Source organism: Microvirga sp. TS319, from assembly GCF_041276405.1.
Taxonomy (GTDB): Bacteria; Pseudomonadota; Alphaproteobacteria; order Rhizobiales; family Beijerinckiaceae; genus Microvirga.
The window spans coordinates 125,563-152,008 of the sequence record NZ_JBGGGT010000001.1; the positions used below are offsets into that span (position 1 = coordinate 125,563).

Genomic DNA, 26,446 nt, shown 5'->3' on the forward strand with positions numbered 1-26,446 from the left:
GGCATGCATTCGGTGACGAGAACCCAAGCAGGACAGCCGGATGGAAGGGCACTCCCCCTCACCGACAGGCCGGCGGGAGCGGACGGGCCCAAGCGCGTGACGCGCATCCTTCGCGATCTCGTGCAGGGCGCATGGCGGCGTCGCCTCCTGATCCTGCTTCCCGTTCTCCTGATGACGCCCATCGGCATCGCGGCGGCCTTCGTCCTGCCCAAAGCCTATGTGGCGAGGTCTCTCATGCAGCTGCAGGAGGCCGGGCGCGACAACCCGTTCTCCCGTGAAGGAGAAGCCGGCGGCGTCTATCGCGTTCAGGAGCGCTTCGAGGGGTTGCGGGCGCTGTTCTTGAGCGACAGCGTTCTGGCCAGGGCGATCGGCGAGGGCGAAGGCAGCCTTCCGCCAGCCGAGAGAGAGGGGAGGATCGGCGAGCTGCGCCAGGCGCTGTCGCTCGATCTCATCGGCGGTGATTTCATCGAGGTGAAGCTCGCCGGCGCGGCGCCCGAGGGCCTCGGCAAGACGCTGGAAGCGGTCATGGCGAGCTTCCTGGAGGCGCTCGTTCCCGAGCAGGGCGGTGCGACGGCCGCGCAGCTCATGGTGAGTGCGCGCCGCCAGGAGCTCGATGCCTTGCTGCGGGCGAAGGAAACGGCGCAGCGTGAGCTCGCCGGCGTCCTTCCGGGCGGCTCGGAGGATGCGGCGCATCAGCTCGCCGCGATCGAGGCCGACCGGCGCGACAAGGGCGATCTGCTCAACCAGACCGAAACGGAGATCGCCCGCCGACGCAGCGCTCTCGGCAACCCGAGCGACGAGCAACTGGAGAAGGACATCGCGGCCCTGCCCGGGGAAGGGGCCGCGCAGGCCGCCCCGCCGGCCGGAACGGGACGGCAGGATGACGAGCGGATCCAGAACCTGTTCGCCCTCAGGTCGCTGCTCTCTCTCCGGCAAAGTCTCGCGTCCCAGACCCAGGGGCTGGGATCCAATGCCTCGGCGCTCAGCGAGCGGATGACGCGATCCCGTGAGCTCCAGGAACGCATCGCCACGCTGGACAAGGTTATCGCTGTCGCGCGCGAGACCTATGAGAACTACCGGAATCGCTTCTCGGGCACGAATGCCGTGCGGAGCGTCGGCATTCTCAAGGCGCCGGAGCTGATCCGGATCGTCGATCCGCCGCGCGATCCGTCGAGCGCCAGCCGCTCGCGCTTCGTCTACGTTCTCTCGGGCATCACGGCCGGCGGGCTGATCGGCCTCGGTCTCGCTTTCGTCGCCGAGAGGCTCGACCAGCGCATCCGGCACGCGGACGAGGCGTCGGAAGCGACAGGCCTTCCCGTTCTGGCCGTGGTGCCCGACAAGGACGAGACGATCGGCCGAGGCGACGGAAGGGCCGGAAAGCCGCGCCGTTCGTCCGCGGCCACGGGCTGACCCGGCAAAGCCCGGACCGTTTCATTCGGCCGGGCGGCGAAGGGCGCAGATGAGCGTTTGCCCGTGCGATGCGAGGTGCGGGCGCCGCATCACTTGCCGCAGATAGAGCAGTTCGATGACGGCAAGCGGCGGGACGAGGGAGAAGACGGGCGTCGACGCCGTGAACCTGATCGACACGACATCGAGCCCGGCACGATCGGCGATGGACCTGACCTTGTCGGCCGTATTGGCGCGATAATGCGTCGGATAGACGTCCTCCTCCTTCCGTCCTTCGAGCACGCGCGCCAGGGGCTTCTTCATGCGGTCGGGGAGAAGCCTCGCGATCCGGATCACATAGCTCTTCAGGTTCGGGGTGTGGAACAGAAAGACCCCGCCCGGCCGGAGGACGCGGCCGATTTCCCGGAACTGGTGCAGGGGATCGTCGAGGTGCTCGATGACCATGTTCGCGGTCACCAGATCGAAGCTCATCTCCTGGAAAGGCAGCATCCCGATATCCGCCTGGAGGACGTTCCGGATCGTCCGGTGCTTGCGCAATGCGTCGTAGTCGCGGTCGATGCCGGCCGCGAACGGCACGCTTGCGAGGAGATCCGCCTCCGCTTCCGAACGCCACTCCGGAAGCAGACGATGTCCGCATCCGACATCGAGCCATGCCTGGGCGCGCGGGAGATGGCGGCGGAGCTCGTCCTCGTAGGAGGCTTGGGAATATTTCAGCTCGGGGACGATCCGGCGCTGCAACGCGCTGGTCGTCCGGTATAGTCTTTCCCTCACGGTCATGGAGGGCGTCTCCGGGCGCCGCTGACGCATCGGCTATGGGATTGCGGGAATGGTCGGCGCCTGCGCCGAAACCGACGGCGATGTCTTGCGGGCGAAGGCGAGATACCAATCCATCGCGGCGTCGAGACCCTCGCGCACGTCGTGGACAGGATCGTATCCGAGAAGCCGACGGGCCTTGCCGATATCGGCCTGGGAGTGAGGGACGTCGCCGGTCCTGAATGCGCGATAAAGGGGCGTCGCCTGCCGGACCTTCACGTGCCGCGTTTCGAGAAGCTCCCGAATGAGATCGTAGAGTTCGCTCAATGTCGTTCTGCCGCCGCAGGCGACGTTGTAGACCTGACCGGCGGCATGCTCCGCCTCCGCGGTCGCCGCGAGAATATTGGCCTGGACGGCGTTCTCGACGAAGCAGAAATCGCGGGTCGTTGCGCCGTCGCCATAGATGAAGACCTCGTCCTCACCGATCATGGCCGCGATCCATTTCGGAATCACGGCCGCATAGGCACCCTCAGGGTCCTGGCGCTTTCCGAATACGTTGAAATAGCGAAGCCCGATGCAGCTCGTTCCGTAGGTCCGCGCGAAGACGTCGGCATAAAGCTCGTTGACGTATTTGGTGATGGCATACGGGGAGAGGGGCCTGCCGATCACGTCCTCGACTTTCGGAAGGCCGGGATGATCGCCATAGGTCGAGCTGCTGGCCGCGTAGACGAAGCGCCGGACGCCGGCATCGCGCGCCGCAACGAGCATGTTGAGGAAACCGTCGATGTTGTTCGCGTTCGTAAAGAGGGGGTCCTCGATCGATCGCGGCACGCTGCCGATCGCCGCCTGATGAAGGACATAATCGACCGCCGCGGAGGAGCGGCCGCGATCCGCCCGCACGGCTCTCCGGCAGGCCTTCAGGTCGCGAATGTCGCCTTCGATGAAGCGAAACCGGCTCCATTGCTCCGGCGAGACCTGGTCACGCACCTCGTTCAGGTTGCGCCGGTGCCCGGTCGCGAAATTGTCGAGGCCGACGACATGCTGGTCGAGCGCGAGGAGCGCCTCCAGGAGATTGCTTCCGATAAAGCCTGCGACCCCGGTCACGAGCCATCGTCGCGGAGCCCTCATCAGATGCTGCCGCTCTGTCCGGTAGGCGTTCGTGCGAGAGGTGCTCATCATCGGCTCTCTGCTGTTGTTCTCGACGACACGGTTACGCCGGGTCCGGAGCGGATCGGGCGCCGTCAGACCTTGACGACGCGATCGTTCACGATGCCGGCCTTTGCGAAGACATTGCGCGTATCGATGACGAGACGGGCATGGTCGGCTACCAGATGGTAATCCACGCCGTCGTGGTCGGTGGCGATCAGCACGGCGTCATGGGCGCTGACGGCTCCCGGTGTCAGGGCGATGGAGCGCAGCCCTGCGAGTTCACCATGTTTGCGGGTTCGGGGGAGCTGGGGAATGTGAGGATCATGGTAGGCGACCTCGGCCCCGCGCGACTCGATCAGCTCGATCAGCTTCAGGGCCGGGCTTTCGCGCAGATCGTCGACGTTCTTCTTGTACGCCACCCCGAGCACCAGAATGCGCGCCCCGGTGAGCGGCCGCCCGCTTCGGTCCACCGCCTCCGCCAGCCGCTCGACCACGTAATAGGGCATGTGCGCGTTGACCTGCCCGGCCAGCTCGATGAAGCGCGTGGTGATGTCGTATTCGCGCGCCTTCCAGGTCAGGTAGAACGGATCCACCGGAATGCAGTGCCCGCCCAAGCCCGGCCCGGGATAAAACGGCATGAACCCGAACGGCTTGGTCTTGGCCGCCTCGATCACCTCCCAGATGTCGATGCCCATCGCGGCGTAGACCACCTTGAGCTCGTTCACGAGCGCGATGTTGACGGCCCGGAAGATGTTCTCGGTCAGCTTGACCGCCTCGGCGGCGGCGGGCGAGGACACCGGCACGGTCGCGACCACGAGCGCGCCGTAGAGCGCTTCGGTCAGCGCCCGCGCGGCCGTGCCGTCGCCGCCCACCACCTTGGGGATCGCCGCGGTGGCAAAGTCGGGATTGCCGGGATCCTCGCGCTCGGGCGAGAAGGCGAGAAAGAAGTCGCGCCCGCTTTGCAGGCCGGCGCTCTCCAGGATCGGCTTGAGCACCTCGGTGGTGGTGCCGGGATAGGAAGTCGATTCGAGCACCACCAGCTGGCCCTGGCGCAGCCGTGCGGCGATCGCGCGGGCGGTTTGCACGACATAGGACAGGTCGGGCTCGCGATGCTTCGTGAGCGGGGTCGGCACGCAGATGAGCAGAGCGTCGGGCTCGTCGAGGCGGTGGAAATCGGCCGAGGCGGCGAGCGCCTGGGCGGCGACGGCAGCGGCGACCGTCTCGGCCGGAATATGGCGGATGGTGCTCTCGCCGCGGTTGAGGCGGGCAACAGTGGCGGCATCGATGTCGAAGCCCAGAACCCGGAAGCCAGCGCGTACGGCGGTGAGCGCGAGCGGCAGGCCGACATAGCCCAGCCCGATGATCCCGAGCGTTGCCTGCCGGCCACGAAACCGCTCCACCAGACCCGTCACATCGGGGTCGCGCGTCGCATCGAGAGTGGTCCGCTCAGCCGGCATCACAGTCTCCGACGAAGCCTGTGGAGGCCTCCTCGCCGGTACCTAGATCAGACGACCGAGGGCCAAATCCCCCGTAATCTCCGCCGATGTAACAACTTCGGGGTATCCTTGCAGCGCCGCTGTTGCGGCAAGGACGCGGATGCCGATATCCTCACCGTCTGCGGGAGCACCGCAGGGCGGCGCGGCGTCGCACGCGCCCTCGGATCACGCGGACGAGACGGCTCGGCCGATGCGGATGTTCGCCGGCGTTGCGGCCGTGACGACGCCCGTCGCGACGGCTTTGACGATATCGCCCGGAAGGAAGACGAGGCTCGCGACGGCCGCTTGCGTCAGGGGCATTCCCGAGATCAGCGACAGGCCCGCGATTCCGAAGGCGTAGATCACGACCACGCCGCCGAGGAAGGCCGCCACGGCGGCCGTCAGGCCGACCGGGAGGGTCCGGGGAAGCGACCGGAAGATCAGGCCGGTGACATAGGCGCCCGGAAGCCATCCGAGAAGAAAGCCGACCGTCGGGCCGACGAAAACGCCCAGGCCTCCCCGGCCGCCCGCAAGAAGAGGGGCTCCGAGAGCGACCACGAAGATGACGAGCAGAACGGCCGCCGCCGCCTGCCGGGGCCCCAGGAGAACGCCTGCCAGCATGACGCCGAGCGTCTGCGCCGTGATGGGGACGCCGCCCGCGAAGGGGAGGTCGAATTTCGGCAACAGGCCGAGAGCCGCGATAATGGCGGCGAACAAGGCGATGCGAACGAGGCTGCGGGTGGTCATAGGTGCTTTCCTGGTTTCCCGTCCGAGGACGTGGATGGGTCGAAGCCTCGGGCCTCGAGGGCTTCGGCGATCTGGTCGGCCATGCGCATGGTTTCTCCGACGAACGGTGCGAGCAACCGAATGGAGACCGGACGGCCCGTCCTTGCGCGCCAGGCTTCCTCCCGCCGGCTCCATGCTTCCAGCAGGACCGGAACGAACCGCAGGAGAAGGGCGATGGCCAGGGCAGGGGCCCGGGGATTGACGCCCACATATGCCAGAGGCTTGAACGCCGGCGCAACCGCCGCCATCAGGTCCTGCATCGTCGTGGTGAGCGTGACGAGGTTGGCCGCTGCGACCATGAGGAGGATGCGCAGAACGGACGCGGCGGCGCTCGACCACGTCTCCATCCAGGCCTGGATCAGCGCGATCACGATCAGAAACGGCAGCAGCGGCTTGAGCAGGGCGAGCCGGCGAAAGATGTCCCGCCCGAGGCTTGCATAGACCAGCAGCAGGGCTGCGCAGCCGAGGGCGAGCCAGCGCCAATCGGACACGGGCAGAACTACGAGGCTCAAAACCGCGATCGCAATGAGCTTGAGGCCTGCGGGCAAGCGATGCAGCCATCCGGCGCGGGAGACATAGGTGGAGATCACGGCATGACCTCCGGCCGCGCGCGCGCAGCCGCCTCATAGGCGCTCAGAACGGTTTCCGGGGGGCCATCAGCCTGGATGCGGCCGCCCTCGAGCCAGATGATGCGGTCAAACCGCGTCAGGAAGTCGAAATCGTGGCTTGCCATGACCAGAGGCTGAGGCAAGGCCTCCAGCTGATCCGCGAAGGCGAGGCGCGTGCGCAGGTCCAGGCTCGCGAACGGCTCGTCGAGCAGGATCAGGCCGGGCTCGAGGGCGATGACGGAGATCAGGCAGACGAGCTGCCTCTGCCCCTCCGATAATTCCTGAACGCCCCGTTCCAGCCAGTCGCTTCTCCCGTAGCGGGACAGCCAGGAGAGCGCCTCGTTCCGCGCTTCCCGGCGCGTGTGTCCCTGCTCCTCGAATCCGAACGCGATTTCCTCGCCGACGGTCGGGAAAATGATCTGCCGGTCGGGGTCCTGAAACAGGAAGCCGACCCGGGACGGGATCTTTTTCCGGTCGGATTTCGTGCTGAGGCCCAATGTGGTCACGGCCCCCTTCACGGGCTGCGCCAATCCGTGGATCAGCCGCAGCAGCGAGCTCTTTCCCGAGCCGTTCGAGCCGATCAGGCCCACCCGCCGCTCCTTCAGCGCAAGGGACAGATCGGAGATGACGACCCGCTCGCCGTAAGCGAAGCTCACCTGGTCGAGAATGACATGAGGGGACACGATCACGAATGAAGAGATCCTTTGGCGCCGGCTGTGGCTCTAGAGCATCGGACCCAAAAGTGGAATCCACTTTTGGGTCCGATCCGATGCTCGGTGCTTGGAGTGAGCGCATCGTGCGAAAACCGGGGCCACTTTTTCGCACGATGCGCCAGCCGGACACGAACTTAATCCTTCCTCCGCGGCCATGCGGTTTCGCGGGAGCCGGGATGGGCCACAGTGGTGTGCCGCGCAACCGGCCGGATTGCGGAGAGCCATTTCCCTCGACCTGGCATGGACTTATCCAGAACCTTGCCGTTCCCCCCGCATGGACGGGCTGGAGATATTCGTTAGAGTGACGCGGAATCGCATTGCTGCGGTTATGCTTTACGAGGGAAAAGATGTCCATGAAACTGACCCGTCGCGATCTGGCCAAGCTCGGTCTTGGCGTCGGCGCCGCTGCCGCTCTGGGCCGCAACGCCTTTGCGCAGGCCCCCGCCTTCTTCCGGATTGGCACCGGCGGCACCGCAGGCACCTATTACCCCATCGGTGGCCTGATCGCGAATGCCGTTTCGAACCCGCCGCAGCTCGTCCTGACGGCTCAGGCCTCGAACGGATCCGTGGCCAACATCAATTCCATCATGTCGGGCGCTCTCGAATCCGGCTTCACCCAGGCCGACGTCGCCGCCTGGGCCTATGCGGGCACCGGCCTGTTCGACGGCAAGGGGAAGATGGAGGATCTGCGCCTCATCGCCACCCTCTACCCCGAGAGCATTCACCTGGTCGCCGCCAAATCCGCCAACATCAAGTCCGTGTCCGACCTGAAGGGCAAGCGCGTGTCGCTCGACGAGCCGGGCTCGGGAACCCTGGTCGATGCACGCATCATCATGGGTGGCTGGGGCGTCAAGGAAAGCGACGTGAAGGCGGACTTCCTGAAGCCGAACCAGGCTGCCGAACGCATGCGCGACGGGGGCCTCGACGCCTTCTTCTTCGTCGGCGGCTATCCGACCAGCGCGATCACGGAACTCGCGGCGACGGGCGGGGGCATCGACATCGTGCCCCTGGCGGGCCCCGAAGCGGACGCCATCCGCAAGCAATACAGCTTCTTCGCCGCCGACGAGATCCCGGCCGGCACCTACAAGGATGTCGGCGCCGCGAAGACGCTCGCCGTCGGCGCGCAATGGGTCACCTCGGCTAAGGTGCCGGATGCGGTCGTCTACGAGATCACGAAGAGCCTCTGGAGCGACAAGACCCGCGCGGCCCTCGATGCGGGACACGCCAAGGGCAAGATGATCCGCAAGGAGAACGCCGTGGCCGGCGCTGGTCTCCCCCTTCATGCCGGTGCGGAGCGCTTCTACAAGGAAGCCGGCCTCATCAAGGGCTGAGTTCCTCACGGCTTGTGAAAAGGGTCTCCCGCGCCGCGAGCCGCGGGGGACTCCAATACATCACTCAGTTCTGAAGAGCGGCGCCCGCCACGACGGGAAAGCCGCCTCCACACGGGAACCCCCATGTCCGCACCAGACACGTCCGCCCTGATCGAGAACCGCAGCCTCGAGGAAAAATTCGATCCCGAGATGCGCTTCCGTCCCCTTCTGCCGGGAACGGCCTGGCTCGTGGCGGGGCTCCTGCTCACGCTCTCGATGTTCCATTACTACACGGCGGGATTCGGCCTGCTGCGCGAGGCCACCCATCGCGGCATTCACATGGCCTTCGTGCTGGGCCTCATCTTCCTCGTGTTCTCCGCCTTCAAGTCCAATCAGGACCGGATCGTCCCGTCGAGCCTGTGGCGGCCGGGCGGCATCTCCCTCGTCGACTGGGGATTTGCCGTCGCGGTTGCGATCGCGAGCCTTTACGTTCCGTGGATTTTCAACGAGCTCGCCTTCCGGGTCGGCAACCCTTCCACGACGGATGTCGTCATGGGAACGATCCTGATCGTGCTCCTGCTCGAAGCGACGCGCCGATCGGTCGGCTGGCCGCTCCCCGTCATCGGCATCGGCATGATGCTCTATGCCTATTTCGGGCCGTCCATGCCCGGCATCCTGCAGCATCCCGGGGCGTCCTGGTCGAACATCGTCAACCACCTCTACCTCACGAGCCAGGGCATCTATGGCATCGCGCTTGGCGTGGTGGCGACCTATGTCTTCCATTACGTGCTCTTCGGCGTGCTGGCGACGCGCGTCGGGCTCGGCAAGCTCTTCATCGATCTCGCGACCTGTCTCGCGGGCCGCTATGCGGGTGGGCCCGCGAAGGTGTCGATCTTCGGATCGGCCCTGTTCGGCATGATCTCGGGTTCGTCCATCGCCAACACGGTGACGGTCGGCTCCCTGACGATTCCCGCCATGATCCGCGTCGGCTACAAGCGCCATTTCGCGGCGGCGGTCGAATCCGCGGCGTCGACGGGCGGGCAGATCACGCCGCCGATCATGGGCGCGGCCGCGTTCCTCATGGTCGAGTTCCTGAACGTCTCGTATCAGACAGTCATTCTCGCGGCGCTGGTTCCCGCCTGCATGCACTTCTTCGGCGTCTTCATGCAGGTGCATCTGGAGGCGAAGCGCGCGGGCCTGCGCGGGCTGCCGGCCGAGGAGCTTCCGAACGCCGCCAAGGTGATCCGCGAAGGCTGGCAGACGATCATGCCGCTCGCCGTTCTTCTGATGGTGCTGTTCTCGGGCTTCACGCCCTATCTCGCGGCGTTCTGGGGCATCACCGCCTGCATCGTGGTCGGGGTGAGCCGCATTCCCGCCGTGACGCTGGGCTTCCTCGCGGCCGTCGCCGTCGGCATCGCTGCCGGGCTCCTGACCCAGATCGCCTTCGTCCTGCCGCTGCTGCTCCTGGTCGTGGCGCTCCTGATCTACGCCTATGTCACAAGCGACGCCGGCAAGGCAAAGGTGATCGATCTCGTCGACGCCTTCGTGGTCGGCGCCAAATACGCCATCGGCGTGGGCGCCGCGGCGGCCACGGTCGGCATCATCGTGGGCATCGTGACGCTCACCGGCGTGGGCTTCAAGATCTCCTTCATCGTGACGTCGTTCGCCGCCCAGATGGCCCAGACCATGAGCGAGATCCTGCCCGTGTGGTTCATGGACGTGAAGAGCATGACCCTGTTCTTCACGCTGCTGATGACGGCGGTCGTCTGCATCCTTCTCGGCTGCGGCGTTCCGACCACGGCGAACTACATCATCATGGTGACCGTGGCGGCTCCCGCTCTCGGCCTGCTCGGGGTGGTTCCGATCGTGGCGCATTTCTTCGTGTTCTATTACGGAGTGCTCGCCGACATCACGCCGCCCGTGGCGCTGGCGGCCTATGCGGGCGCGAGCATGGCGGGGGCCGATCCGTTCAAGACCGGCAACACCGCGTTCCGCCTCGGCCTCGGCAAGGCGCTGGTGCCCTTCGTCTTCGTGTACGGCCCGGCCATGCTGCTGGTGACGCCGGACTTCACCTGGGCGAGCTTCTTCCTGGTGACCGCAGGCGCCATGGCCGGCATCCTGTGCCTGTCGGCGGCGTTCGCCGGCTACGCACTGACGGAGATGCGGGCCTGGGAGCGCTGGCTTATCGGCATCGCGGCCCTGCCGATCATCGCGCCCGATCTGCGCACCACCCTGGTCGGCCTCGCGATCGCCTCCCCGGTCGTTGCGTCCCAGATTCTGAAGGTGCGCGCGCAGACGGTTTCCGCTCCGGCCTGACCGGAGTCGGCCGGATCCATTCCGGTTATCGCCTGTTGTCCCTGCGGGGCCTTCCAAGGGCCCCCGCAGGGACGTGCGATGGAGTTGGTATCCGCCTTTCAGATCATTCGGGGGGAGGGCGAGCGCCCGGGCGCCTTCGCGGCGTTTCCCTATGACCGCGATCTCGTGCGCCGGTTTCGCGAGGCGTTCCCGCGGGCGCGCTGGCGCGGCGAGGAGCAGGGCTGGTTCGTGCCGGGCACCACGGCCGAGCAGCGGCTCAATGCCTGGATGGCCCAGGAACTCGCCGATCTCGACCGTCACGCGGACGCGAAGGGGCGCGACGCCTATTTCTTCGAGCCCCTGGAAAGCCCGTATCTGAGCATCGGCGAGGACCTGAGAATCCGCACGCCCTACTCGCGGACGGTCGTCGAGACGCTGCGCTCCATTCCCTGGGCCTCCTGGAACCCGGAGGACAAGGTCTGGCACGTGCCGTTCCGCTCCTACGAGGCGCTGCGGCAGAAATGGTCCGTGATCGAGGAAGCGGCCCGGCGCAACGAGCCGGCCGCGAGGCAGCGGCGCCGCGAGGAGCAGAGGCAAGCCGGCGCGGCGCGGATCGACCCGGCTCAGGCGGAACGCCGCCGGAGGCGCTATCCGGTTCTGGGGGACGACCTCCCGCCCGTCGAAACGCCGCTCATGACGATTCCCTGGGGCGTCGTGGTGTTCGACGAGATCGATGATCATGTGATCGAGGAGGCGCTGGACGCGAACCTCTATCCGCACGCGGCGGCGGATCCGGGGCGCCATGTCTGGGCCCATTGGAGGATGCCTGCCCTGCAGGAGGTCTACCGGGCACGGCCCGCCCGGGACGCGGAAGAGCTCTCCCTGCGGGAGAGCCGAGGCTGGTGGCGGCCGAGCCGGGACGAGCTCCAGGAACGGGCCCGCCGGCTGCGCCAGAGCGAGCGAGCGCAGCGCGCCCGCCATGCGGGGCACAAGGATTTGCGAGGGGCTGGAGATTGAAGGTCATAAGGGGAGGGGCGCGAGGACGGATGACGCGGCGCCTCACGACACCCTCCGCCGTCATGGCCGGGACACGCCCGGCCATGACGAGAGAGCAGTGACGGGCCTGCGAGCAGCAGGCCGGTCCCGAAAGCGGGAGCGGCTTTTGACGTGCGGTGCTCTCTCCAGGCCGTCCGATCAGAACGGAATGTCGTCGTCGAAATCGCTGCGGCGGGAGCTCGCGCCTGCCGGTTCGGGCCGGCGTTCCATGGGAGAGGAACGGCCGAAATCGCCACCGCGGCTGATCTGGCCCGGCTCCTCGTCGCCGTATTCCGACGACGCGCCGCCGCCCGAGCGCCCGTCCAGGATCGTCATCTCGCCGCGGAAGCGCTGCAGCACCACCTCGGTGGTGTACTTCTCCTGGCCCGACTGGTCGGTCCATTTGCGGGTCTGGAGCTGGCCTTCGATGTAAACCTTCGAGCCCTTCTTGAGATATTGCTCGGCCACCCGGCCCAGGTTCTCGTTGAAGATCACCACCGAGTGCCACTCGGTCTTTTCCTTGCGCTCGCCCGTGGCCTTGTCCTTCCAGGTCTCCGAGGTGGCAATGCGCAGGTTCACCACCGGCTCGCCGTTGCTCAGCCGGCGCACCTCCGGGTCGCGCCCCAGATTGCCCACCAATATCACCTTGTTCACGCTGCCTGCCATCGGGCACTCTCCTGTCCGTCTCTCCCGGACGCGGTCCGGGTCTGTTGCACTCTCCTGCCCATGAGGGGCATCACCTAATGTTCTATCTTTGTTCCAAACGAATTGCAAGGGCGAAGACGCGGGCGAGGGCGATCCGGGAGGGAATGGGCCGGCCCATGAGCGCAGCCGGCGACGCGTCCGAAGACCCACGTCGGAGGCATGGAGATCGGTATCCGATGGCGGTGACGAATGAGGCGGGCGATCGCCGCCGTGCTCTTTCGTGGAACGGCGCGGATATGCATCGCCGGACGAAGCGAAAGCTCATGCGAAACGAGCCGCGATGGCGGCTCGCTGCTTGTGAGGATTGCGCGTTACTCGGCGGCCTGGAGATAGACCACCTTGGATTGCTCGCTCTGGATCTCGCGGAGGGTGCGGGCCATGTAGGTCAGCTGCTCGATGGCCTTGTCGAGATCGGCCTTCGTGCCTTGGCTGAGATCATAGGCCTGCCGACCGCGATAGAGGCGGTTGACCTGGCTTTCCATATCGACCGCGGCTTCGCGGATGCGATGGACGAGATTGTCGGCGATGACGTTCGCGTTGCCGTCGACGACGCAGAAGCCGACATCGCTTGCACGGATCTTGGACATGGGCTGAACCTCTTCTTGTTGTTGTTTCTTCTTCACGCAACGGCCTTGTCGCGCAGATCGCCGTAAAGGCCGAGGCGGCGCGCCAGGGAATGTTTCGTCACCGGCCCGATCCCGGGAAGCGTGCTCAGGAAACGCACCTTGTCCGGGCTCTCGGCGTAGTCGTGAAAAAGCCGGTCGCGGTCTTGCCAGATCCGGTCGATGGCGGCGGCCTTGGCCGGATGACGCAAGCCGACCCGGGCGGTCGATCCGCACGAGAGCGCACGCATGCAGCGCTCGAACGTGCGGCGGCCGGCGCCTGGCGTAACGCTCGCCCGGCAGATGGTGGCGATGACGCTTCTTGCAAATTCCTCCGCCGTTTCGGGCGCAGAGACATCGAGGTCCGACGCACCGCCGAACGCAGCGCTCCAACCGGAAAAGGATCTCTCATCGTGCCCTAGATCTGGCATTCACATCACCGTAGGTTCCAGGCTGCCTGAAGCAATCGAACGAGTTTCGTTCCGGTCCTGCGGATTCGATAAGGTGCCTGCCATGCGGGGGCCGGAACCCTTTCCATGGTGTAGCGTGCGGAACGGATACGCGTTGTCGTCGAAAAGGGGCGCGCGCCTGTCTGACCGCGCATGCGCCAGGTATCGTCGAGCTTGGTATCGTCAAGTTTGCGAAAACCCGTGTCTGCCAAGGAGTTTTCGAAAGAACCCGACTCCCAGAAGATGGGAATTCGATCATCGTTTCGCAAGATCGGAGCCATCGCCGGAGCAGGAATTCGCGGCTCCCGAGCGACCTGCGGCCAAGCCGAGATTTCGTAGCGCGCGACCTTGAAGGTCTGCGCGAATTCCGGATCCGTCTCCACACGGTAGGCGGACGCCGCGCGCGAGAACGCCTCTGCGAAGGGCGTCATCGCGCACCATTGCTTTTCCGCCATGTGCAGCGGCCATGTCCACAGGCCGTCCTCGCGCCGCTGGCCGAGACTCTCGCGCTCGATGAAATAGCCGGTCGTCTTGTGCTCAAGACCATCCTCGCTCACGAGCCACTCTTGGTTCTCGAAGATCGGGCGAACGTCCGTCATGGCGGTCATACCATCATCCTTCCGGCGCGGAGCCGCTGGGCTCCAGAGGAACTTGGCTCCAGGGCATCCCGGGCCCCGGGGCGTCGCCCATGAATCACTGTCATCACTGAATCACGCTCATCACTCGCGGGAATCAGGTCCATGATTGATGCGCGAACAAAACAAGAACATAATGCCGGCCGGTAAGGTGTCAAGCAAAGTTCGTTGTCTTGGTCTGTAATCTTGGAGTAACCGATATTATGTGGAGGTCTGGACGGCAGGATTGAAGAGATGGTCCTTAATCCAGAGCGAAATAAGGCGAAGAAGTTGCGACGAAATATCGCCGTTCTAAACTGAAGCTAGACCACTCACCTGCAACGGAGCCAATCTTTCATGACGAGTCGGACACGCCTGGAATCGGACAGCCTCAGGCGTCTCGAAGACCTGCGCAAAACCTTCGACAAGCTCCGGGCGGAGCGCATCCGCGCGGAAGGTGAAGTCGAGCGACTGGCGCGCGACCTGGACGAGGCGAAGGCGCTCGCCAAGGCCGAGCTGGGCACCGACGACGAGGATGAAATCCGCGGCCTCATCGAGACCGCCGCAGCGCAAAATGCGACGCTCGTCGAGGAGTTCGGCGCGGCACTCGGCGAAGTCGAGGCGCGTCTGCGCCAGCTCGGGGAAGAGCGCTGATGGAGCGTTCCGCCGATCACGATCTGAGCCGCGCCGAGTCGTCCCTCGCGCGGCTGGAAGGCCGGCGCGATGCGATCGCGCTGCGCCTTGCGGAGCTGACGCGCGAGATTGAGCTCGCCAAGGGGCGCCTTGCGGTCAAGGACGAGGTGGAAGCCTTCATCGAGGCGGTGCACGGCAATGCCAGCCGCCGCAATCTCGCAGCCTTCGAGACCCTGCTCACGGCTCTCGTGCAGGAGGTGCTGCCGGGCGAGAAGCCCGTAGCGCTGGAGCTGTCGACGGAGCGGGGTCTCGCGTCCCTCGACATCTGCGTCCGCCGCCCGGACGGGACGCTCGAGGATGTGCTCGAGGACAATGGCGGCGCGCTCACCAATGTCGTCGGCATGGCGCTGCGGCTCATTGCCGTGGTGAAGGCCGATGTGGCGCGATTCCTCGCGCTCGACGAGGCCGATTGCTGGATCGCGCCCGACCGCGTGTCCTCGTTCTACAAGGTTCTGGAGGACGGCGCGGCGCGTCTCGGCGTGCAGTGTTTCGCCGTGTCCCATCACGATCTGTCGCAGTTCTCCGGCACGTTTCATATCGCCCGCATCGCCGGAGAGCCGGTCGGCGGCGTGAGCGTGCAGTCGGCGGATTGCAGCGCGGCCTGGAACGATGGGCAGCCGGGCCTGCGCTTCATCCGCCTCGTCAATGTCCAGGCTTATCAGGATGCGACGCTTTCCTTGAGCCCTGGCGTGAACGCGCTGATCGGTCCGAACAACCGCGGCAAGTCCACCTTCATCCGCGCGTTGCGCGCCGTGTTCTACGGAGAAGCGCGCGACAGCCTCGTGCGTGCGGGCGCGAAATCCGCCATCGTCGAGATCGGCGTCGTGGGCAGGCGTCTGTTGCGCTTCACCCGTCAGCCGCGCCGTTCTCCGGTGAACGTCTGGTCCCTCCACGAGGCCGATGGATCGGTCGTGGAGGAGAAGGGCATGCGCTACGAGACCGGCGGGCGCAACGTGCCGGACTGGGTGGGCGATCTGATGCGCATCACCAAAGTGGAGGATCTCGACGTCCATGTCGCGCACCAGAAGTTCCCGGTGTTCCTGCTGGGCGAAAGCGCCTCGCGCCGCTCCGCCGTTCTCTCCATCGGGCAGGAAGCGAGCTATATCCGCGACATGCTGATGATCCATCGCGAGCGCTGCACCCGCGACAACGCCGTGGTCCGCAACGGCGAGCGGGAGCTCGTCGCGCTGCGGGAACGGTTCGAGAGCCTCGAAGAGATCGGCGCTTTGAAAACCCGGCTGAGCACCCTTCGCGGCAAGGCGCAGGAGATCGCGTCCGCCTCGGAGGCCCTGAGGACCCGGCAGGATCACGCGGCCCGGCTCACAGGCCTGGTGCGGCAGCTCGATGCCGCCCGGGCGCGTCTTTCGGCGACCGATGCTCTACCGCAGGCGGAGCGTGCCGCCGAGCTGGCGCGCCGGGTCGGGCAGGCGCGCGAGCGCGAGCGCATCGGCCGCCGGGTCCTCGAACTCGGCAGGGAGCTTTCCTCGGGCAGGCAGCGCCTTCATGCGCTTCGGTCGCTGCCCGACGCGGCGCCGGTTCTTGAAGACCCGTCGGGGGCGCAAGCCATGGCCAAGCGCATCGCCGATCTGCGGAGCGCCGCCCTGATCGCGAAAAGCCGCGTGGCGCAGATCGACGAGGGCCTGACATCCGTCCAGGCCGAAATGGCGCGTTTCGTCGCGGAGACCGGCGGGCTTTGCCCGACCTGCGGATCGCCCGTGAGCGCGGAGAACCTCCTGGACCATCACGCCCATTCCTCTCATTCCTCGCCGTCGGAGCGGCTGATCGCATGATCCTGTCCGGAAACCGCCTGCCCCCTCTCTCCTGCAGCGGCCTTCTCGTGATCGGTGACCCTCACGTGGGGTCGCGGCGCCCTGGACGGCGCAAGGATGCAGTCTGGCCGCAGGCTCTGCTCGCCAAGCTCGAGCGCTGCGTCGCCATCGCCAATGAGCGCGGCCTCGCGCCGGTGATCCTCGGCGACCTGTTCGACCGACCCGTGGAGCCGGACGAGGCGCTGAAGAGCCAGCTCATCCGCACGCTCAAGAGCTTCCGCCACCGTCCGCTCGTGAATGTGGGCAATCACGATATCCAGCACACGATGCTGACCGATGGCGACACGCTGGCGCTGCTCGGCCTATGCGACGTGGTGGACGTGGTCTCGGCATCCGGTCCGGTGACCGAGTTTCACATCGGGACGCGGCGCGTGGGCGTCGGCATGACGCCCTACGGTCAGGCGATCCCGACCGATCTGCGCGGCTCCTTCTCGGACGTCGATCTCAACGCCTGGTTCACGCATCACGACATCGCCTTCGACGGCGGCTATCCGGGCGCAGTGCCGCCCTTCGCGGTCGAGGGCTGCGACGTGCTCGTCAACGGGCACATTCACAAGACCCAGAAGGCCGTGACGGCCGGGCGCACCCGCTGGCTCAACCCGGGCAACATCAACCGCCAGTCGGTGGATCTGGCGAACCATGTTCCCCGTGCCTGGATTCTCGACGCGGGTGGCGGGCTCGAGGCGCAGGATCTGCCGCATGAGCGCGACGTGTTCGATCTCACGGGGCGGATCGTGGAGGCGGCCGACGGCGGCATGGTGGCGCGCGAGGTGGAGAGCGCCTTCGTCACGCTGCTCCAGGCCGAATCCTCGACCGAGCTGAAACGCAGCGGCGACGGCTCCATCGTTCGCGACGAGGTCGAGGCGAAATTCGTGCAGGACGACACGCCGGATGCCGTGCGCGCGATCGTGCGCTCGCTCCTGAGCGAGGCCGTGGAACGGCACGCGGGGTCTTAAAACGCGAAGGGATCCGCATAGGGCAGGCGCCGCCTGCGGACCGGGGTTTCAGGCAGGATCGGCCGGTTGATATCGACGGCAATGAGCCCTTCGCAGGCGAGCGCCAGGACGGCCGCGACGCCGTCCTGGGTGTTCATCACGGCGCCTGCGCAATCCACCAGCCGCATCGTGCCGGCCTCGTCGAGCTGATGCAGGACGCGGACCCGGTCTCCCGCCGTCACGGGCGTGCGCCTGCAGGCCTTGACGAGCCGCACCGTCGTAAAGCGCGGCTCGGCGCGGATGCTCGCGGCGGTCTCGATGGAAAAGTGACGGCCGTCCTCGGAGACGAGCCCATGGATCGCCGCCGTCCTCAAGGGATGGGCGAGAAGGTCCTCGTCGGTCAGCACGTCGACGAGGCAGGCCTGCCCGTCGCGGACGACCTCGAAATCCGCGACGTGCTCGATGGCGGAATCCCCGATCCTGAACGTGGCGGCTCCCGCCGGTGCGCGTAAGCTCTCGATCTCCGGGTCGAGCTCGCAGATCGCGAGAAAATCGGCCACGAGGCTGCTGCGCGTCAGCGGCACCGTGGGCTTCCTGGCGGCACGGCGGGGCCCCTGGCGCCGCTCCGGGCGGCGGTCGGACAGATCGAGGATCGCTGGCGCGGACATTCGGGCCTCCTGGGACGAGGTGTTTGGCAGGAGAGGGCGGGGAGCATCACGATGGAGCAATTCCCCTCGACAGATATGAACAAATAGGGAACATAATCGCTCGTGTCAAACACCATGAACCCGGCAACGACCCGTGGGGGGCAATATGCGGCGGCGCCACGGGCAACTGCCGTTGGGACACAATGACGCTGGGGTAACTGACTGAAGGATATACACATTTAAGCGCGCCTCACGGCCGCTTCAGTGGACCTCAAGAGCAGAATTTGCTATAGAACAAACGAAGAACGTGCAGACCTCTCCGAAGAGGCCGCCGAAGAGCGCAGGACCGATTTTTGCGGGCAGTGAGAGATAGGATCGAGATGAATACAGCAGACAAGAAAATCGCCGAGGTGCTTGCAAAATTCGATGAGCCGATCGCCGGCAATGTCTGGCGCGTCCAGGGCACGGCGGTCATCTATCACAAGACGCTCGAGCGCATCGCCGCCCAGGCCAGGATCAACTTCGACGAGCCGAAGATCATCCGGGCCGAACGCGACGAGGCTGTCATTCAGGTGACGGGCCGCATGGGCGAACGCGTGGAATGGTCGATCGGCGAGGCTCTGGTGGGCGTGAACTATCGCGTATCAGGCAAGCAGGCGGCCTATGTCTATGCCATGGCCGAGAAGCGCGCGAAGGACCGCGTCATCCTCAAGCTCATCGAGCTCCACGGCTTCGTCTATTCAGAGGAAGAGGCCGACGAGTTCAAGCAGAGCCGTCCCGGCTCTGCCGAGCAGGCGGTGGAAGTCGAGCGCGCCGAGCCCGAGACGACGAAGGTCGAGGTGACGGCCGACGGCCGCAGCGAAGACGAATTGAAGCAGAAGATCAAGAAGGCCAAGACCATCAACGCCGTCACGGACCTTATGCTTCATGCCGACACGCAGAAGCTGCTCTCGGCAATGCCGGAAGGCATTCGCGACGAGATCCGCGATTTCGCCAAGGCGCGTCTCGTGGAGCTCGGGTGGCCGACCAAGAAGGCGGCCGCCTAATTGTGGTCTCCCGCTCATGACGAGGCGGCTGACGCCGCCTCGTCTTTTATGCGATTTCTTTCTATCATGCACCGTCCCGGCATGAGAGGACGGAGCCTGCATGAGTATCGGCACAGAACAACCCACCACCGCCGAGCGGCGCGCCGGCCTTGCACTTGTTGCGGCAGCGATCCTGTGTCTTACGGCATCCGGCGGACTGCTCTGGTGGCATTATGGCGGCGTCATCTTCAACGATATGGTCTCGGCCGCACTGGCCTGGTGTTTCTGAAGCGCGACGTGCGGGCGAGGGCTCGTCCTGTTCCACGGGAAGGAAGCCATGACGCGCTCCCATAAGCCGCACCATGCGGCGAGACTGACGAAGCCGGCAGAGAGCGGCAGCACGGCAACCCAGGGAAGAGGCGCCAACGGCCAAGGGCGCGAGCCCGGTCAGGATGCTCTCGGGACATCGGGCAGCAGGCGACACGCGAGAGGACGAGAGGAAAGATAGGTTGAATTCGGCGGTCATTGCCGCGTCGCGCAAGGGTATCCGGCCGTACGCCGTGATGGGGCAGAAATCCGATCTCGACCGGAAGCGCGGTTGACTGTCGGGCTTGCTCCGCTAGACCCTGCCTCATGCGTCCGGCACGCTCCTGGTGTGTGTGTGTGAACGATGCAGGGCAACCGACAAGAGAGTATCGTCTTCAAGATGAGTTATATTGTGTCACTGGTCGCCTGCTTTGCGCGCAAGATCAAGCCGTCCGCAGCGGCATGGGGGAGCCTTATCCTGTTGGCATCGAGCGGCGCGGTTCAGGCCCAATCGGTCATGGTGCCCAATTTCTGGGACCCGAAGGCGCAGCTCGAGCGACCCGAGATCCCCGCAACGCGTACGATCCGCTTCCTTGTCGACGACGATTTTCCACCCCTGCACTTCCCCGGCCTCGACGGCACGCCGACCGGCTTCTCGGTCGAGCTCGCCCGGGCGGCCTGCGAGAGGCTGGGTCTGACCTGCACCGTCCAGGTCCGCCGCTTCGATACTCTTCTCGATGCCCTGGCCGAGAAGCAGGGCGACGTGGTCGCTGCGGCCATCCCGGTCACCCCGGACCTGCGCCGGCGTTTCGCGGTCACGGCCCCCTATTTCAAGATTCCCGCGCGGCTCGTCACGAAGTCCGCCCAGACGAAGGATCTCCCGGCATTCTCGCCCAAGGACCTCCAGGGCAAGACCATCGGCCTCGTCGAGGGGACGGCGCATGAGGCTTTCGCCAAGTCCTTTATGAAAACGTCCGTCCTCAAGCCCTATCCGGAACTCGCCGCCGCCGAGGCGGAGCTCAAGGCGGGCGCGATCGATTATGTCTTTGCGGATGGGCTCAGCCTGGCCCTCTGGATCGGCGGCGAGGATGCGGGCGGATGCTGCGTCTTTGCAGGCGGGCCCTATCTCGAGAGCCGGTTCTTCGGGGAAGGGATCGGTTTCGTGTCGCGCAACGAGGACGAGAATTTGCGCCGCGCGCTGGATTATGCCCTGCAGCAACTCTGGAAAGAGGGCAAATACGCCGAGCTATACCTGCGGTTCTTCCCCATCAGCCCCTTTTGAGAACCCGAGAGTCTCGATTCAGAGCCCCGCCGGGCCGCAAACCGTGTCGAGCCGCATTGACCCATGAGAGGCTCGCCCCTAGTGTGCCGCGCTTCCGGAAGCATTTTCCCCGAAGCTCAGGACCATGTCTCGACCCATTATTCTCGATCCCGCCCTTATTGAAGCCGCTCAGACCGCGACTGCCTGGCCTTTCGAGGAGGCCCGCAAGCTCGTGGAGCGTCTCAAACGGACGGGCAAGAAGGAGGCTCTGTTCGAGACCGGCTACGGCCCGTCCGGCCTGCCGCACATCGGCACCTTCGGTGAAGTGGCCCGCACCAGCATGGTGCGCCATGCCTTCCGTGTGCTGACGGGGGATTCCATTCCCACCCATCTGGTCGCGTTCTCGGACGATATGGACGGCCTGCGCAAGGTTCCGGACAACATTCCGAACAAGGAGCTGGTGGCCTCCGCTCTTGGCAAGCCCCTGACACAGGTGCCGGATCCGTTCGGCACGCATGAGAGCTTCGCTCATCACAACAATGCGCGCCTGCGCGAATTCCTCGATGCTTTCGGCTTCGACTACGAATTCAAGTCGGCGACCGAGTGCTACAGGTCAGGCGTTTTCGACAAGGCGCTTCTGACGGTGCTCGAGCGCTACGACGCGGTGATGGCGATCATGCTGCCGTCGCTGCGGGAGGAGCGTCAGCAATCCTACTCGCCGTTCCTGCCGATCCATCCGAAGACCGGAATCGTGATGCAGGTGGCGATCGACGAGCGCAAGCTCGACGCCGGGACCATCGTCTGGCGCGACCCGGAAACGGGAGAGCGTTTCGAGACGCCTGTCACCGGCGGACATGCCAAGCTGCAATGGAAGCCCGACTGGGCCATGCGTTGGGTGGCGCTTGGCGTCGATTACGAGATGGCCGGCAAGGATCTCATCGACAGCGTGAAGCTCTCGGGAGAGATCGCCAAAGCGCTCGGCGGCCTGCCGCCGGAGGGCTTCAACTACGAGCTCTTCCTCGACGAGAAGGGCCAGAAGATCTCGAAGTCCAAGGGCAATGGCCTCACGATCGACGAGTGGCTGACCTATGGTACGCCGGACAGTCTCGCGCTCTTCATGTTCAACAAGCCGCGTGAGGCGAAGAAGCTCTATTTCGACGTCATCCCGCGCCAAGTGGACGACTACCTGACCTTCCTGGAGAAGTATCCGGGGCAGGATGCCAAGGCACGCCTGATGAATCCGGTCTGGCACCTTCATGCGGGCGACCCGCCCGCGCCGGAGCTCGTTTCGTCCGGCGGAGGCAATCAGCCCGGCACGACGATCTCGTTCTCCATGCTTCTCAACCTCGTGGCCGTTGCGAATTCAGAAGACCCGTCGGTGCTCTGGGGCTTCATTCGCCGCTATGCGCCCGGCGTGTCACCCGAGACGCATCCGCGCCTCGACAGCCTCGTGAAGCGCGCCGTGCGCTACTTCGAGGATTTCGTGAAGCCGCAGAAGACCTATCGCCTGGCGGACGACGTGGAAGCCGCCTCGCTCCAGCGGCTGAGCGATGTGCTGGCCTCGTTCGAAAGCGGCGCGCGCCCTGCCACCGCAGAGGCGATTCAGGAGGAAATCTACAACGTCGGCCGTGCGGAGCCGCGCTACCAGGATCTCAAGGCCAAGGGCGCGACGCCCGAGCGCCCGGGCGTTTCCATCGAGTGGTTCAATACGATCTACCAGGTGCTGCTCGGCGAACCGCGCGGTCCCCGCTTCGGCTCGTTCGTCGCACTCTATGGTGTGAAGGAAACGCGTGCGCTCATCGCGAAGGCGCTGGCCGGAGACCTCGTGCGCGAGCATGAGGCATTCCTGAACTCGCGCGCGGCTTGAGGCATCGATCCCACGCGTGTCATGCGCTTCGGGGATCGACCAGAGACGTGATCGATCCCTATTGCCGGGCCCACATGATACGGGCGATCCAGGCGATTTCCTCGGCGGGAATCGCCCGGCCCTCGCTCTCCTTGGTAAGGGCCGACAGTTCCAGAGTCTTGGCGGAACGGCGCCTCAGTTCCTGGGCGATAATCTCGCCCGCAGTGGTGCAGACGACCACGCGGTCGCCCTTGCGCGGACTTGCTGTCGGCGACACGATGAGCACGTCCCCGTCCCGATAGAGGGGGGCCATCGCGTCGCCCGTCACCTCGAGGGCAAAGACCTTTTCCTGTCCGAAATCGGGAAACTCGATCTCGTCCCAACCTGGGCCGCCTGCCGGAAGGCCCTCATCGGTGAGGATCTTGCCGGAACTGGCCTGCGCCATGCCGATCATCGGAATCATGGACCGGCGCAAAGAGCCCGAGGGCTCGACGAGGCGCAGGAAATCCTCCAGCGTCGCCCCCGTGGCGCGAAGGATCTTCGAGATGGATTCCGTCGAGGGCCAGCGCTCCCGGCCTTCGGGACTCACGCGCTTCGATTTGTTGAAACTGGTGGCGTCGAGACCGGCTTTACGAGCCAACCCGGACGCGGTCATTCCGTGGCGGGCAGCGAGTGCATCGATAGCAGCCCAAACGCGCTCGTGAGATAACATTTTAGGAACCTTCGCAAAGGAGCGAAAAATAAAACTGAAAGCGAACTTATGCCTAGGAATTAAGGTTGTTCTGTGGCTCTTGCAACCTGCGAAAAATCGCCGAGACATCATGGCTAGTAAGGGTTGCTCCGTAAGCAGTGCCGAGTGGTAGGAATTCCATGCACATCATTTATAAAATTTGTCCGGAAAGCCTTTGGCGCGAGGCGGAATCCGCTCATTCCTTTGATGGAGCCCCTATAGATATACAGGATGGCTACCTCCATTTTTCCACGGCGGGGCAGGTGCGGGAAACTGCGGATAGGCACTTCGCGGGACTGCGCGATCTTTTGCTGATCGCAATCGATGCCGACAAGCTCGGTCCGGCTCTGCGATACGAACCGTCACGGGGAGGCGATCTCTTTCCCCACCTTTACGCGCCGCTTGCATTGTCGGCGGTCCTGTGGGTAAAGCCGCTGCCGATCGGCCAAGACGGCCGCCATGTATTCCCGGACCTCGATTCATGATCGGCGCGCTCTTCTCCCTGGCAAGACCCGCACTGCACGCACTCGATGCGGAAACGGCGCATCAGCTGACGATCCGCAGTCTGACTCTCATGCCGGCGGCACCCGCGTCGAAGGACGATGCCCGTTTGGCCATCGACGTTTTCAGGCATCACTTTCCCAATCCGGTAGGGCTTGCAGCAGGCTTCGACAAGCAATGCGAGGTGCCGGATCAGCTGCTATCCCTGGGCTTCGGTTTCGTGGAGCTCGGTGGTGTCGTGCCAAAGCCTCAGCTAGGCAATCCGCGCCCGCGGGTTTTCCGGCTGACGCGGGACGAGGCCGTCATCAACCGCTTCGGACTGAATAGCGAGGGGGTGGAGGCTGCACGCGAACGTCTCGCCCATCGTTTCGGGCGCCCCGGCGTGGTGGGCGTGAATATCGGGGCGAACAAGGATTCCAACGATCGCATTTCCGATTACGTCACCTGCATCCAGGCGTTGAGCGGTCTCGTCGATTTTCTCACGATCAACGTATCCTCGCCCAACACGCCGGGTCTTCGCGACCTGCAAGGGGAGGCGTTCCTCGACGATCTGCTCGCCCGTAGCATCGAGGCGCGCAATCAGGTCGATGAAGGTCGCAGGAAGACGACAATCCTCCTGAAGATTGCGCCGGACATCTCGCTCGAAACACTCGATGCCATCGTGGCGACGGCCCTGAGGCGCGGGGTCGATGGGCTCACCGTCTCCAACACCACGGTTGCGCGGCCCGACACCTTGAAGGAGAAGGCATTGGCCGCAGAGACCGGCGGCCTGTCCGGCAAGCCGCTCTTCGTGCCATCCACCAGGATCCTGGCGGAGACCTTCCTGCGCGTCGATCGGAGGATCCCGCTTGTCGGAGTCGGGGGCGTGGATTCGGCGGAGGCCGCCTGGGCGAAGATCCGTGCGGGCGCGAGCCTCGTGCAGCTCTACTCGGCAATGGTCTACAAAGGCCCGGGCCTGATCGGCGACATCAAGCGCGGACTCGTGCAGAAGCTCGACCAGGAAAAGACATCGCTGACGCAGGCTGTCGGCCGCGATGCATCGGCCATCGCACAGGGGCGGTTCTGAGAGCATCGGACGTGAAAAGTGGACTCCGCTTTTGGGATCGCATCCGATGCTCCCTTCTTGGAAAGAGCGGGCTTAACAGGGACCGGCGAAGGTCTGCCTCGCCAGTCTCGGGTAAAGCAGGGCCTGGCCGATTCCGCGTGCGCCCAGGAACAGGAGCAGCGCGATCCATAATCCGGCATTGCCGATGCTTCCCAGCGCCAGCAGGATGGCTCCATAGATGGCGAATGCCATCACCATGAGGTTGCGCATCGCCTTGGTCCAGGTCGCTCCGGTATAGATGCCGTCGAACGCGAATGCGGCGGCGCCGACGAAAGGCGACAGCGCCGCGAAGACCAGATAGTCGCGGGCATAGGCGCGTACGTCGGGATTGGTCGACACGAAATCGATGAACAATCCGCCGCCGATCAGGAAGATTGACGAAACGGCAAGACCGAACCCGAGGCTCCAGCCGAGGCTGAGATGGATCGTGCGCCGAAAGCCGCGCTCGTCGCGGGCGCCGATGCTCTGGCCGCAGAGGGTCTCGGCGGCGGTCGCGAAGCCGTCGAGAAAGTACCCGCCGATCAGGAACATGTTGTAGAGCACCGCATTCGCCGCGAGCGTCACGTCGCCCGCACGGGCGCCGAGGGCGCTGAAGATCGAAAAGGCCAGGATCAGCGCCACGTTCCGGACCATGATGTCCCGGTTCATGGCGAGCGTCTGCAGGATGGCCGCCCGGTGCATCACTTCCGCCCAGGTCACGGCGAGCGGGTTCGAGCCGAGACGGCGCAGCACCAGGATGCCGAGGCCGACACCCAGGACCTCCGCGATGGCCGTCCCGATGGCAGCCCCCGCGATGCCGAGATGAAAGATCAGCACCAGGCCGGCCGTCAGAACGACGTTGGCGATGTTGATCGCGACCTGCAGGAGCAGGCCGAGATCCGTCCGGCCGCGCCCGAGGGTCGAGCCCAGGATCACATAATTCGCCAACGTGAACGGCGCCGCCCAGATGCGGATGAAGAAATAGGTCGAGAGGGCGCCGGTGACCGCTTCGCTCGCGCCGGCGAAGGAAAAGGCGACGGCCGCGATGGGCCATTGCAGCAGGATCAGCAGGAGGCCCGTGATCCCCGCCACCAGGAAGGCGCGGGCGAGCGCCAGGTCGACCTCGTGCCGGTTCCCCGCGCCGGTCGCCTGCGCGGTCAGGCCCGCGGTCGCCATGCGAAGGGAGCCGAAACTCCAGAATACGAAATCGAAGATCACGGCCCCCAAGGCGACCGCGCCGAGGAGATGGGCTTCGCCGAGACGCCCGATCACCGTCGCGTCGACGAGCCCCAGGAGGGGCGTCGTCACGTGCGACAGGGTCATCGGAAGGGCGAGGGTAAGGATGCGCCGGTGGGAGACTTCCGGGCGCCGGAGTTTCAGGGAGCCGTCCATGGGCTGGGATGTCCGATTAACGTTGGCCGAAGATCCGGGTCAGGAGCCAGAGCGGCACCACGATGACGGCTCCATAGACGACCCAGAGGCCGACCTCCTTCACCGTATCCAGGCTCAGGTCGAGGACGGAACTGATCCAGTCGAACAATCCTTGGATCAGTCCGATCGGCGTGATGTCGAGATAATGCATGAAGGCGCCGACGAGAAGCGACAGGAAAATGAGCTTGGCCAGCACGGAGCCGGGCGAGCCGCCGAGAAACCGGGTCAGGTTGGACATGTCGTCTCATCTCGTCAGA

Annotated in this window: 27 protein-coding genes; 13 read left to right on the forward strand and 14 right to left on the reverse strand. The window is 65.3% G+C overall.

All coding sequences use genetic code 11. The features are described 5' to 3' along the window. The first annotated feature begins 3 nt into the window (after positions 1-3). Positions 4-1,410, forward strand: coding sequence for a hypothetical protein (locus AB8841_RS00515; protein ID WP_370433932.1), 1,407 nt, complete (start codon positions 4-6; stop codon positions 1,408-1,410). 21 nt (positions 1,411-1,431) lie between these two features. On the opposite strand, the gene AB8841_RS00520 is transcribed toward AB8841_RS00515, so the two are convergent. From AB8841_RS00520 to AB8841_RS00545, 6 genes are all read right to left on the reverse strand, one after another. Beyond that, positions 1,432-2,184 carry a class I SAM-dependent methyltransferase gene (locus AB8841_RS00520; RefSeq protein WP_370433933.1) on the reverse strand — a complete coding sequence of 251 codons (753 nt, stop codon included), beginning with the start codon at positions 2,182-2,184 and terminating at the stop codon, positions 1,432-1,434. Between the two features lie 33 nt (positions 2,185-2,217). After that, positions 2,218-3,339, reverse strand: coding sequence for an NAD-dependent epimerase/dehydratase family protein (locus tag AB8841_RS00525; RefSeq protein ID WP_370433934.1), 1,122 nt, complete (start codon positions 3,337-3,339; stop codon positions 2,218-2,220). Positions 3,340-3,401: 62 nt separating this feature from the next. Next, on the reverse strand, positions 3,402-4,766 hold the full coding sequence (locus AB8841_RS00530; protein ID WP_370433935.1) for a nucleotide sugar dehydrogenase: 1,365 nt from the start codon (positions 4,764-4,766) through the stop codon (positions 3,402-3,404). A gap of 204 nt (positions 4,767-4,970) precedes the next feature. Continuing rightward, positions 4,971-5,531, reverse strand: a complete 561-nt coding sequence (locus AB8841_RS00535) for a biotin transporter BioY (RefSeq protein WP_370433936.1) — start codon at positions 5,529-5,531, stop codon at positions 4,971-4,973. Continuing rightward, a complete protein-coding gene (locus tag AB8841_RS00540) occupies positions 5,528-6,160 on the reverse strand; it encodes an energy-coupling factor transporter transmembrane protein EcfT (protein ID WP_370433937.1) in 633 nt (210 codons plus the stop codon). The genes AB8841_RS00535 and AB8841_RS00540 overlap by 4 nt, the downstream gene beginning before the upstream one ends. Continuing rightward, a complete protein-coding gene (locus AB8841_RS00545) occupies positions 6,157-6,867 on the reverse strand; it encodes an energy-coupling factor ABC transporter ATP-binding protein (protein ID WP_370433938.1) in 711 nt (236 codons plus the stop codon). Before AB8841_RS00545 ends, AB8841_RS00540 begins: the two co-directional genes overlap by 4 nt. 377 nt (positions 6,868-7,244) lie before the next feature. Here AB8841_RS00545 and AB8841_RS00550 point away from each other — a divergent pair, with 377 nt between their 5' ends. The 3 genes from AB8841_RS00550 (at position 7,245) to AB8841_RS00560 (ending at position 11,513) form a co-directional block, all read left to right on the forward strand. Beyond that, positions 7,245-8,222: a TAXI family TRAP transporter solute-binding subunit gene (locus tag AB8841_RS00550; RefSeq protein ID WP_370433939.1), complete on the forward strand. Its 978-nt coding sequence runs from the start codon at positions 7,245-7,247 to the stop codon at positions 8,220-8,222. A 123-nt stretch (positions 8,223-8,345) separates the two neighbouring features. Further along, positions 8,346-10,517, forward strand: coding sequence for a TRAP transporter permease (locus AB8841_RS00555; RefSeq protein WP_370433940.1), 2,172 nt, complete (start codon positions 8,346-8,348; stop codon positions 10,515-10,517). Between the two features lie 78 nt (positions 10,518-10,595). Then, positions 10,596-11,513, forward strand: a complete 918-nt coding sequence (locus AB8841_RS00560; RefSeq protein WP_370433941.1) for a hypothetical protein — start codon at positions 10,596-10,598, stop codon at positions 11,511-11,513. A 177-nt stretch (positions 11,514-11,690) separates the two neighbouring features. On the opposite strand, the gene AB8841_RS00565 is transcribed toward AB8841_RS00560, so the two are convergent. The 4 genes from AB8841_RS00565 to AB8841_RS00580 form a co-directional block, all read right to left on the reverse strand. Further along, positions 11,691-12,197: a single-stranded DNA-binding protein gene (locus AB8841_RS00565; RefSeq protein WP_370433942.1), complete on the reverse strand. Its 507-nt coding sequence runs from the start codon at positions 12,195-12,197 to the stop codon at positions 11,691-11,693. A gap of 350 nt (positions 12,198-12,547) precedes the next feature. After that, the gene (locus AB8841_RS00570) at positions 12,548-12,823 is read right to left on the reverse strand and encodes a hypothetical protein (RefSeq protein ID WP_370433943.1); all 276 of its coding nucleotides are present in this window, start codon (positions 12,821-12,823) and stop codon (positions 12,548-12,550) included. Between the two features lie 32 nt (positions 12,824-12,855). Next, the gene (locus AB8841_RS00575) at positions 12,856-13,269 is read right to left on the reverse strand and encodes a hypothetical protein (protein WP_370433944.1); all 414 of its coding nucleotides are present in this window, start codon (positions 13,267-13,269) and stop codon (positions 12,856-12,858) included. Positions 13,270-13,274: 5 nt separating this feature from the next. Then, on the reverse strand, positions 13,275-13,895 hold the full coding sequence (locus tag AB8841_RS00580) for a hypothetical protein (protein ID WP_370433945.1): 621 nt from the start codon (positions 13,893-13,895) through the stop codon (positions 13,275-13,277). A 363-nt stretch (positions 13,896-14,258) separates the two neighbouring features. Between AB8841_RS00580 and AB8841_RS00585 the strand changes: the two genes are divergently transcribed. From AB8841_RS00585 to AB8841_RS00595, 3 genes are read left to right on the forward strand one after another with little or no spacing between them, the layout of a single operon-like run. Then, complete coding sequence (locus tag AB8841_RS00585; RefSeq protein WP_370433946.1) at positions 14,259-14,555, forward strand: hypothetical protein; 297 nt, start codon at positions 14,259-14,261, stop codon at positions 14,553-14,555. Then, positions 14,555-16,384, forward strand: coding sequence for an AAA family ATPase (locus tag AB8841_RS00590; RefSeq protein WP_370433947.1), 1,830 nt, complete (start codon positions 14,555-14,557; stop codon positions 16,382-16,384). The genes AB8841_RS00585 and AB8841_RS00590 overlap by 1 nt, the downstream gene beginning before the upstream one ends. Next, positions 16,381-17,379 carry a metallophosphoesterase gene (locus AB8841_RS00595; protein WP_370433948.1) on the forward strand — a complete coding sequence of 333 codons (999 nt, stop codon included), beginning with the start codon at positions 16,381-16,383 and terminating at the stop codon, positions 17,377-17,379. Before AB8841_RS00590 ends, AB8841_RS00595 begins: the two co-directional genes overlap by 4 nt. Here the strand turns inward: AB8841_RS00595 and AB8841_RS00600 are convergent. Then, entirely contained in the window at positions 17,376-18,026 is a 651-nt protein-coding gene (locus AB8841_RS00600; RefSeq protein WP_370433949.1) for a hypothetical protein, read from the reverse strand. The two genes, AB8841_RS00595 and AB8841_RS00600, sit on opposite strands and share 4 nt — an antisense overlap. Before the next feature lie 359 nt (positions 18,027-18,385). Here AB8841_RS00600 and AB8841_RS00605 point away from each other — a divergent pair, with 359 nt between their 5' ends. From AB8841_RS00605 to AB8841_RS00620, 4 genes are all read left to right on the forward strand, one after another. After that, positions 18,386-19,051 carry a trna delta -isopentenylpyrophosphate transferase gene (locus AB8841_RS00605; protein ID WP_370433950.1) on the forward strand — a complete coding sequence of 222 codons (666 nt, stop codon included), beginning with the start codon at positions 18,386-18,388 and terminating at the stop codon, positions 19,049-19,051. Positions 19,052-19,151: 100 nt separating this feature from the next. Then, positions 19,152-19,319 carry a hypothetical protein gene (locus AB8841_RS00610; RefSeq protein ID WP_370433951.1) on the forward strand — a complete coding sequence of 56 codons (168 nt, stop codon included), beginning with the start codon at positions 19,152-19,154 and terminating at the stop codon, positions 19,317-19,319. 534 nt (positions 19,320-19,853) lie between these two features. Further along, positions 19,854-20,618, forward strand: coding sequence for a transporter substrate-binding domain-containing protein (locus tag AB8841_RS00615; protein WP_370435496.1), 765 nt, complete (start codon positions 19,854-19,856; stop codon positions 20,616-20,618). Between the two features lie 124 nt (positions 20,619-20,742). Then, positions 20,743-22,464, forward strand: a complete 1,722-nt coding sequence (locus tag AB8841_RS00620) for a lysine--tRNA ligase (protein WP_370433952.1) — start codon at positions 20,743-20,745, stop codon at positions 22,462-22,464. Between the two features lie 58 nt (positions 22,465-22,522). Here AB8841_RS00620 and AB8841_RS00625 read toward each other — a convergent pair whose 3' ends face one another. Beyond that, complete coding sequence (locus tag AB8841_RS00625; protein WP_370433953.1) at positions 22,523-23,155, reverse strand: S24 family peptidase; 633 nt, start codon at positions 23,153-23,155, stop codon at positions 22,523-22,525. Between the two features lie 158 nt (positions 23,156-23,313). Between AB8841_RS00625 and AB8841_RS00630 the strand changes: the two genes are divergently transcribed. After that, positions 23,314-23,658: a DUF952 domain-containing protein gene (locus tag AB8841_RS00630; RefSeq protein WP_370433954.1), complete on the forward strand. Its 345-nt coding sequence runs from the start codon at positions 23,314-23,316 to the stop codon at positions 23,656-23,658. Continuing rightward, positions 23,655-24,740 (forward strand): quinone-dependent dihydroorotate dehydrogenase, encoded by a 1,086-nt coding sequence (locus AB8841_RS00635; RefSeq protein ID WP_370433955.1) that lies wholly within the window; start codon positions 23,655-23,657, stop codon positions 24,738-24,740. Before AB8841_RS00630 ends, AB8841_RS00635 begins: the two co-directional genes overlap by 4 nt. A gap of 72 nt (positions 24,741-24,812) precedes the next feature. Here AB8841_RS00635 and AB8841_RS00640 read toward each other — a convergent pair whose 3' ends face one another. Together AB8841_RS00640 and AB8841_RS00645 are read right to left on the reverse strand one after the other, a co-directional pair. Beyond that, on the reverse strand, positions 24,813-26,150 hold the full coding sequence (locus tag AB8841_RS00640; protein ID WP_370433956.1) for an MATE family efflux transporter: 1,338 nt from the start codon (positions 26,148-26,150) through the stop codon (positions 24,813-24,815). A gap of 16 nt (positions 26,151-26,166) precedes the next feature. After that, positions 26,167-26,427, reverse strand: a complete 261-nt coding sequence (locus AB8841_RS00645) for a DUF6460 domain-containing protein (RefSeq protein WP_370433957.1) — start codon at positions 26,425-26,427, stop codon at positions 26,167-26,169. Positions 26,428-26,446: the final 19 nt, after the last annotated feature.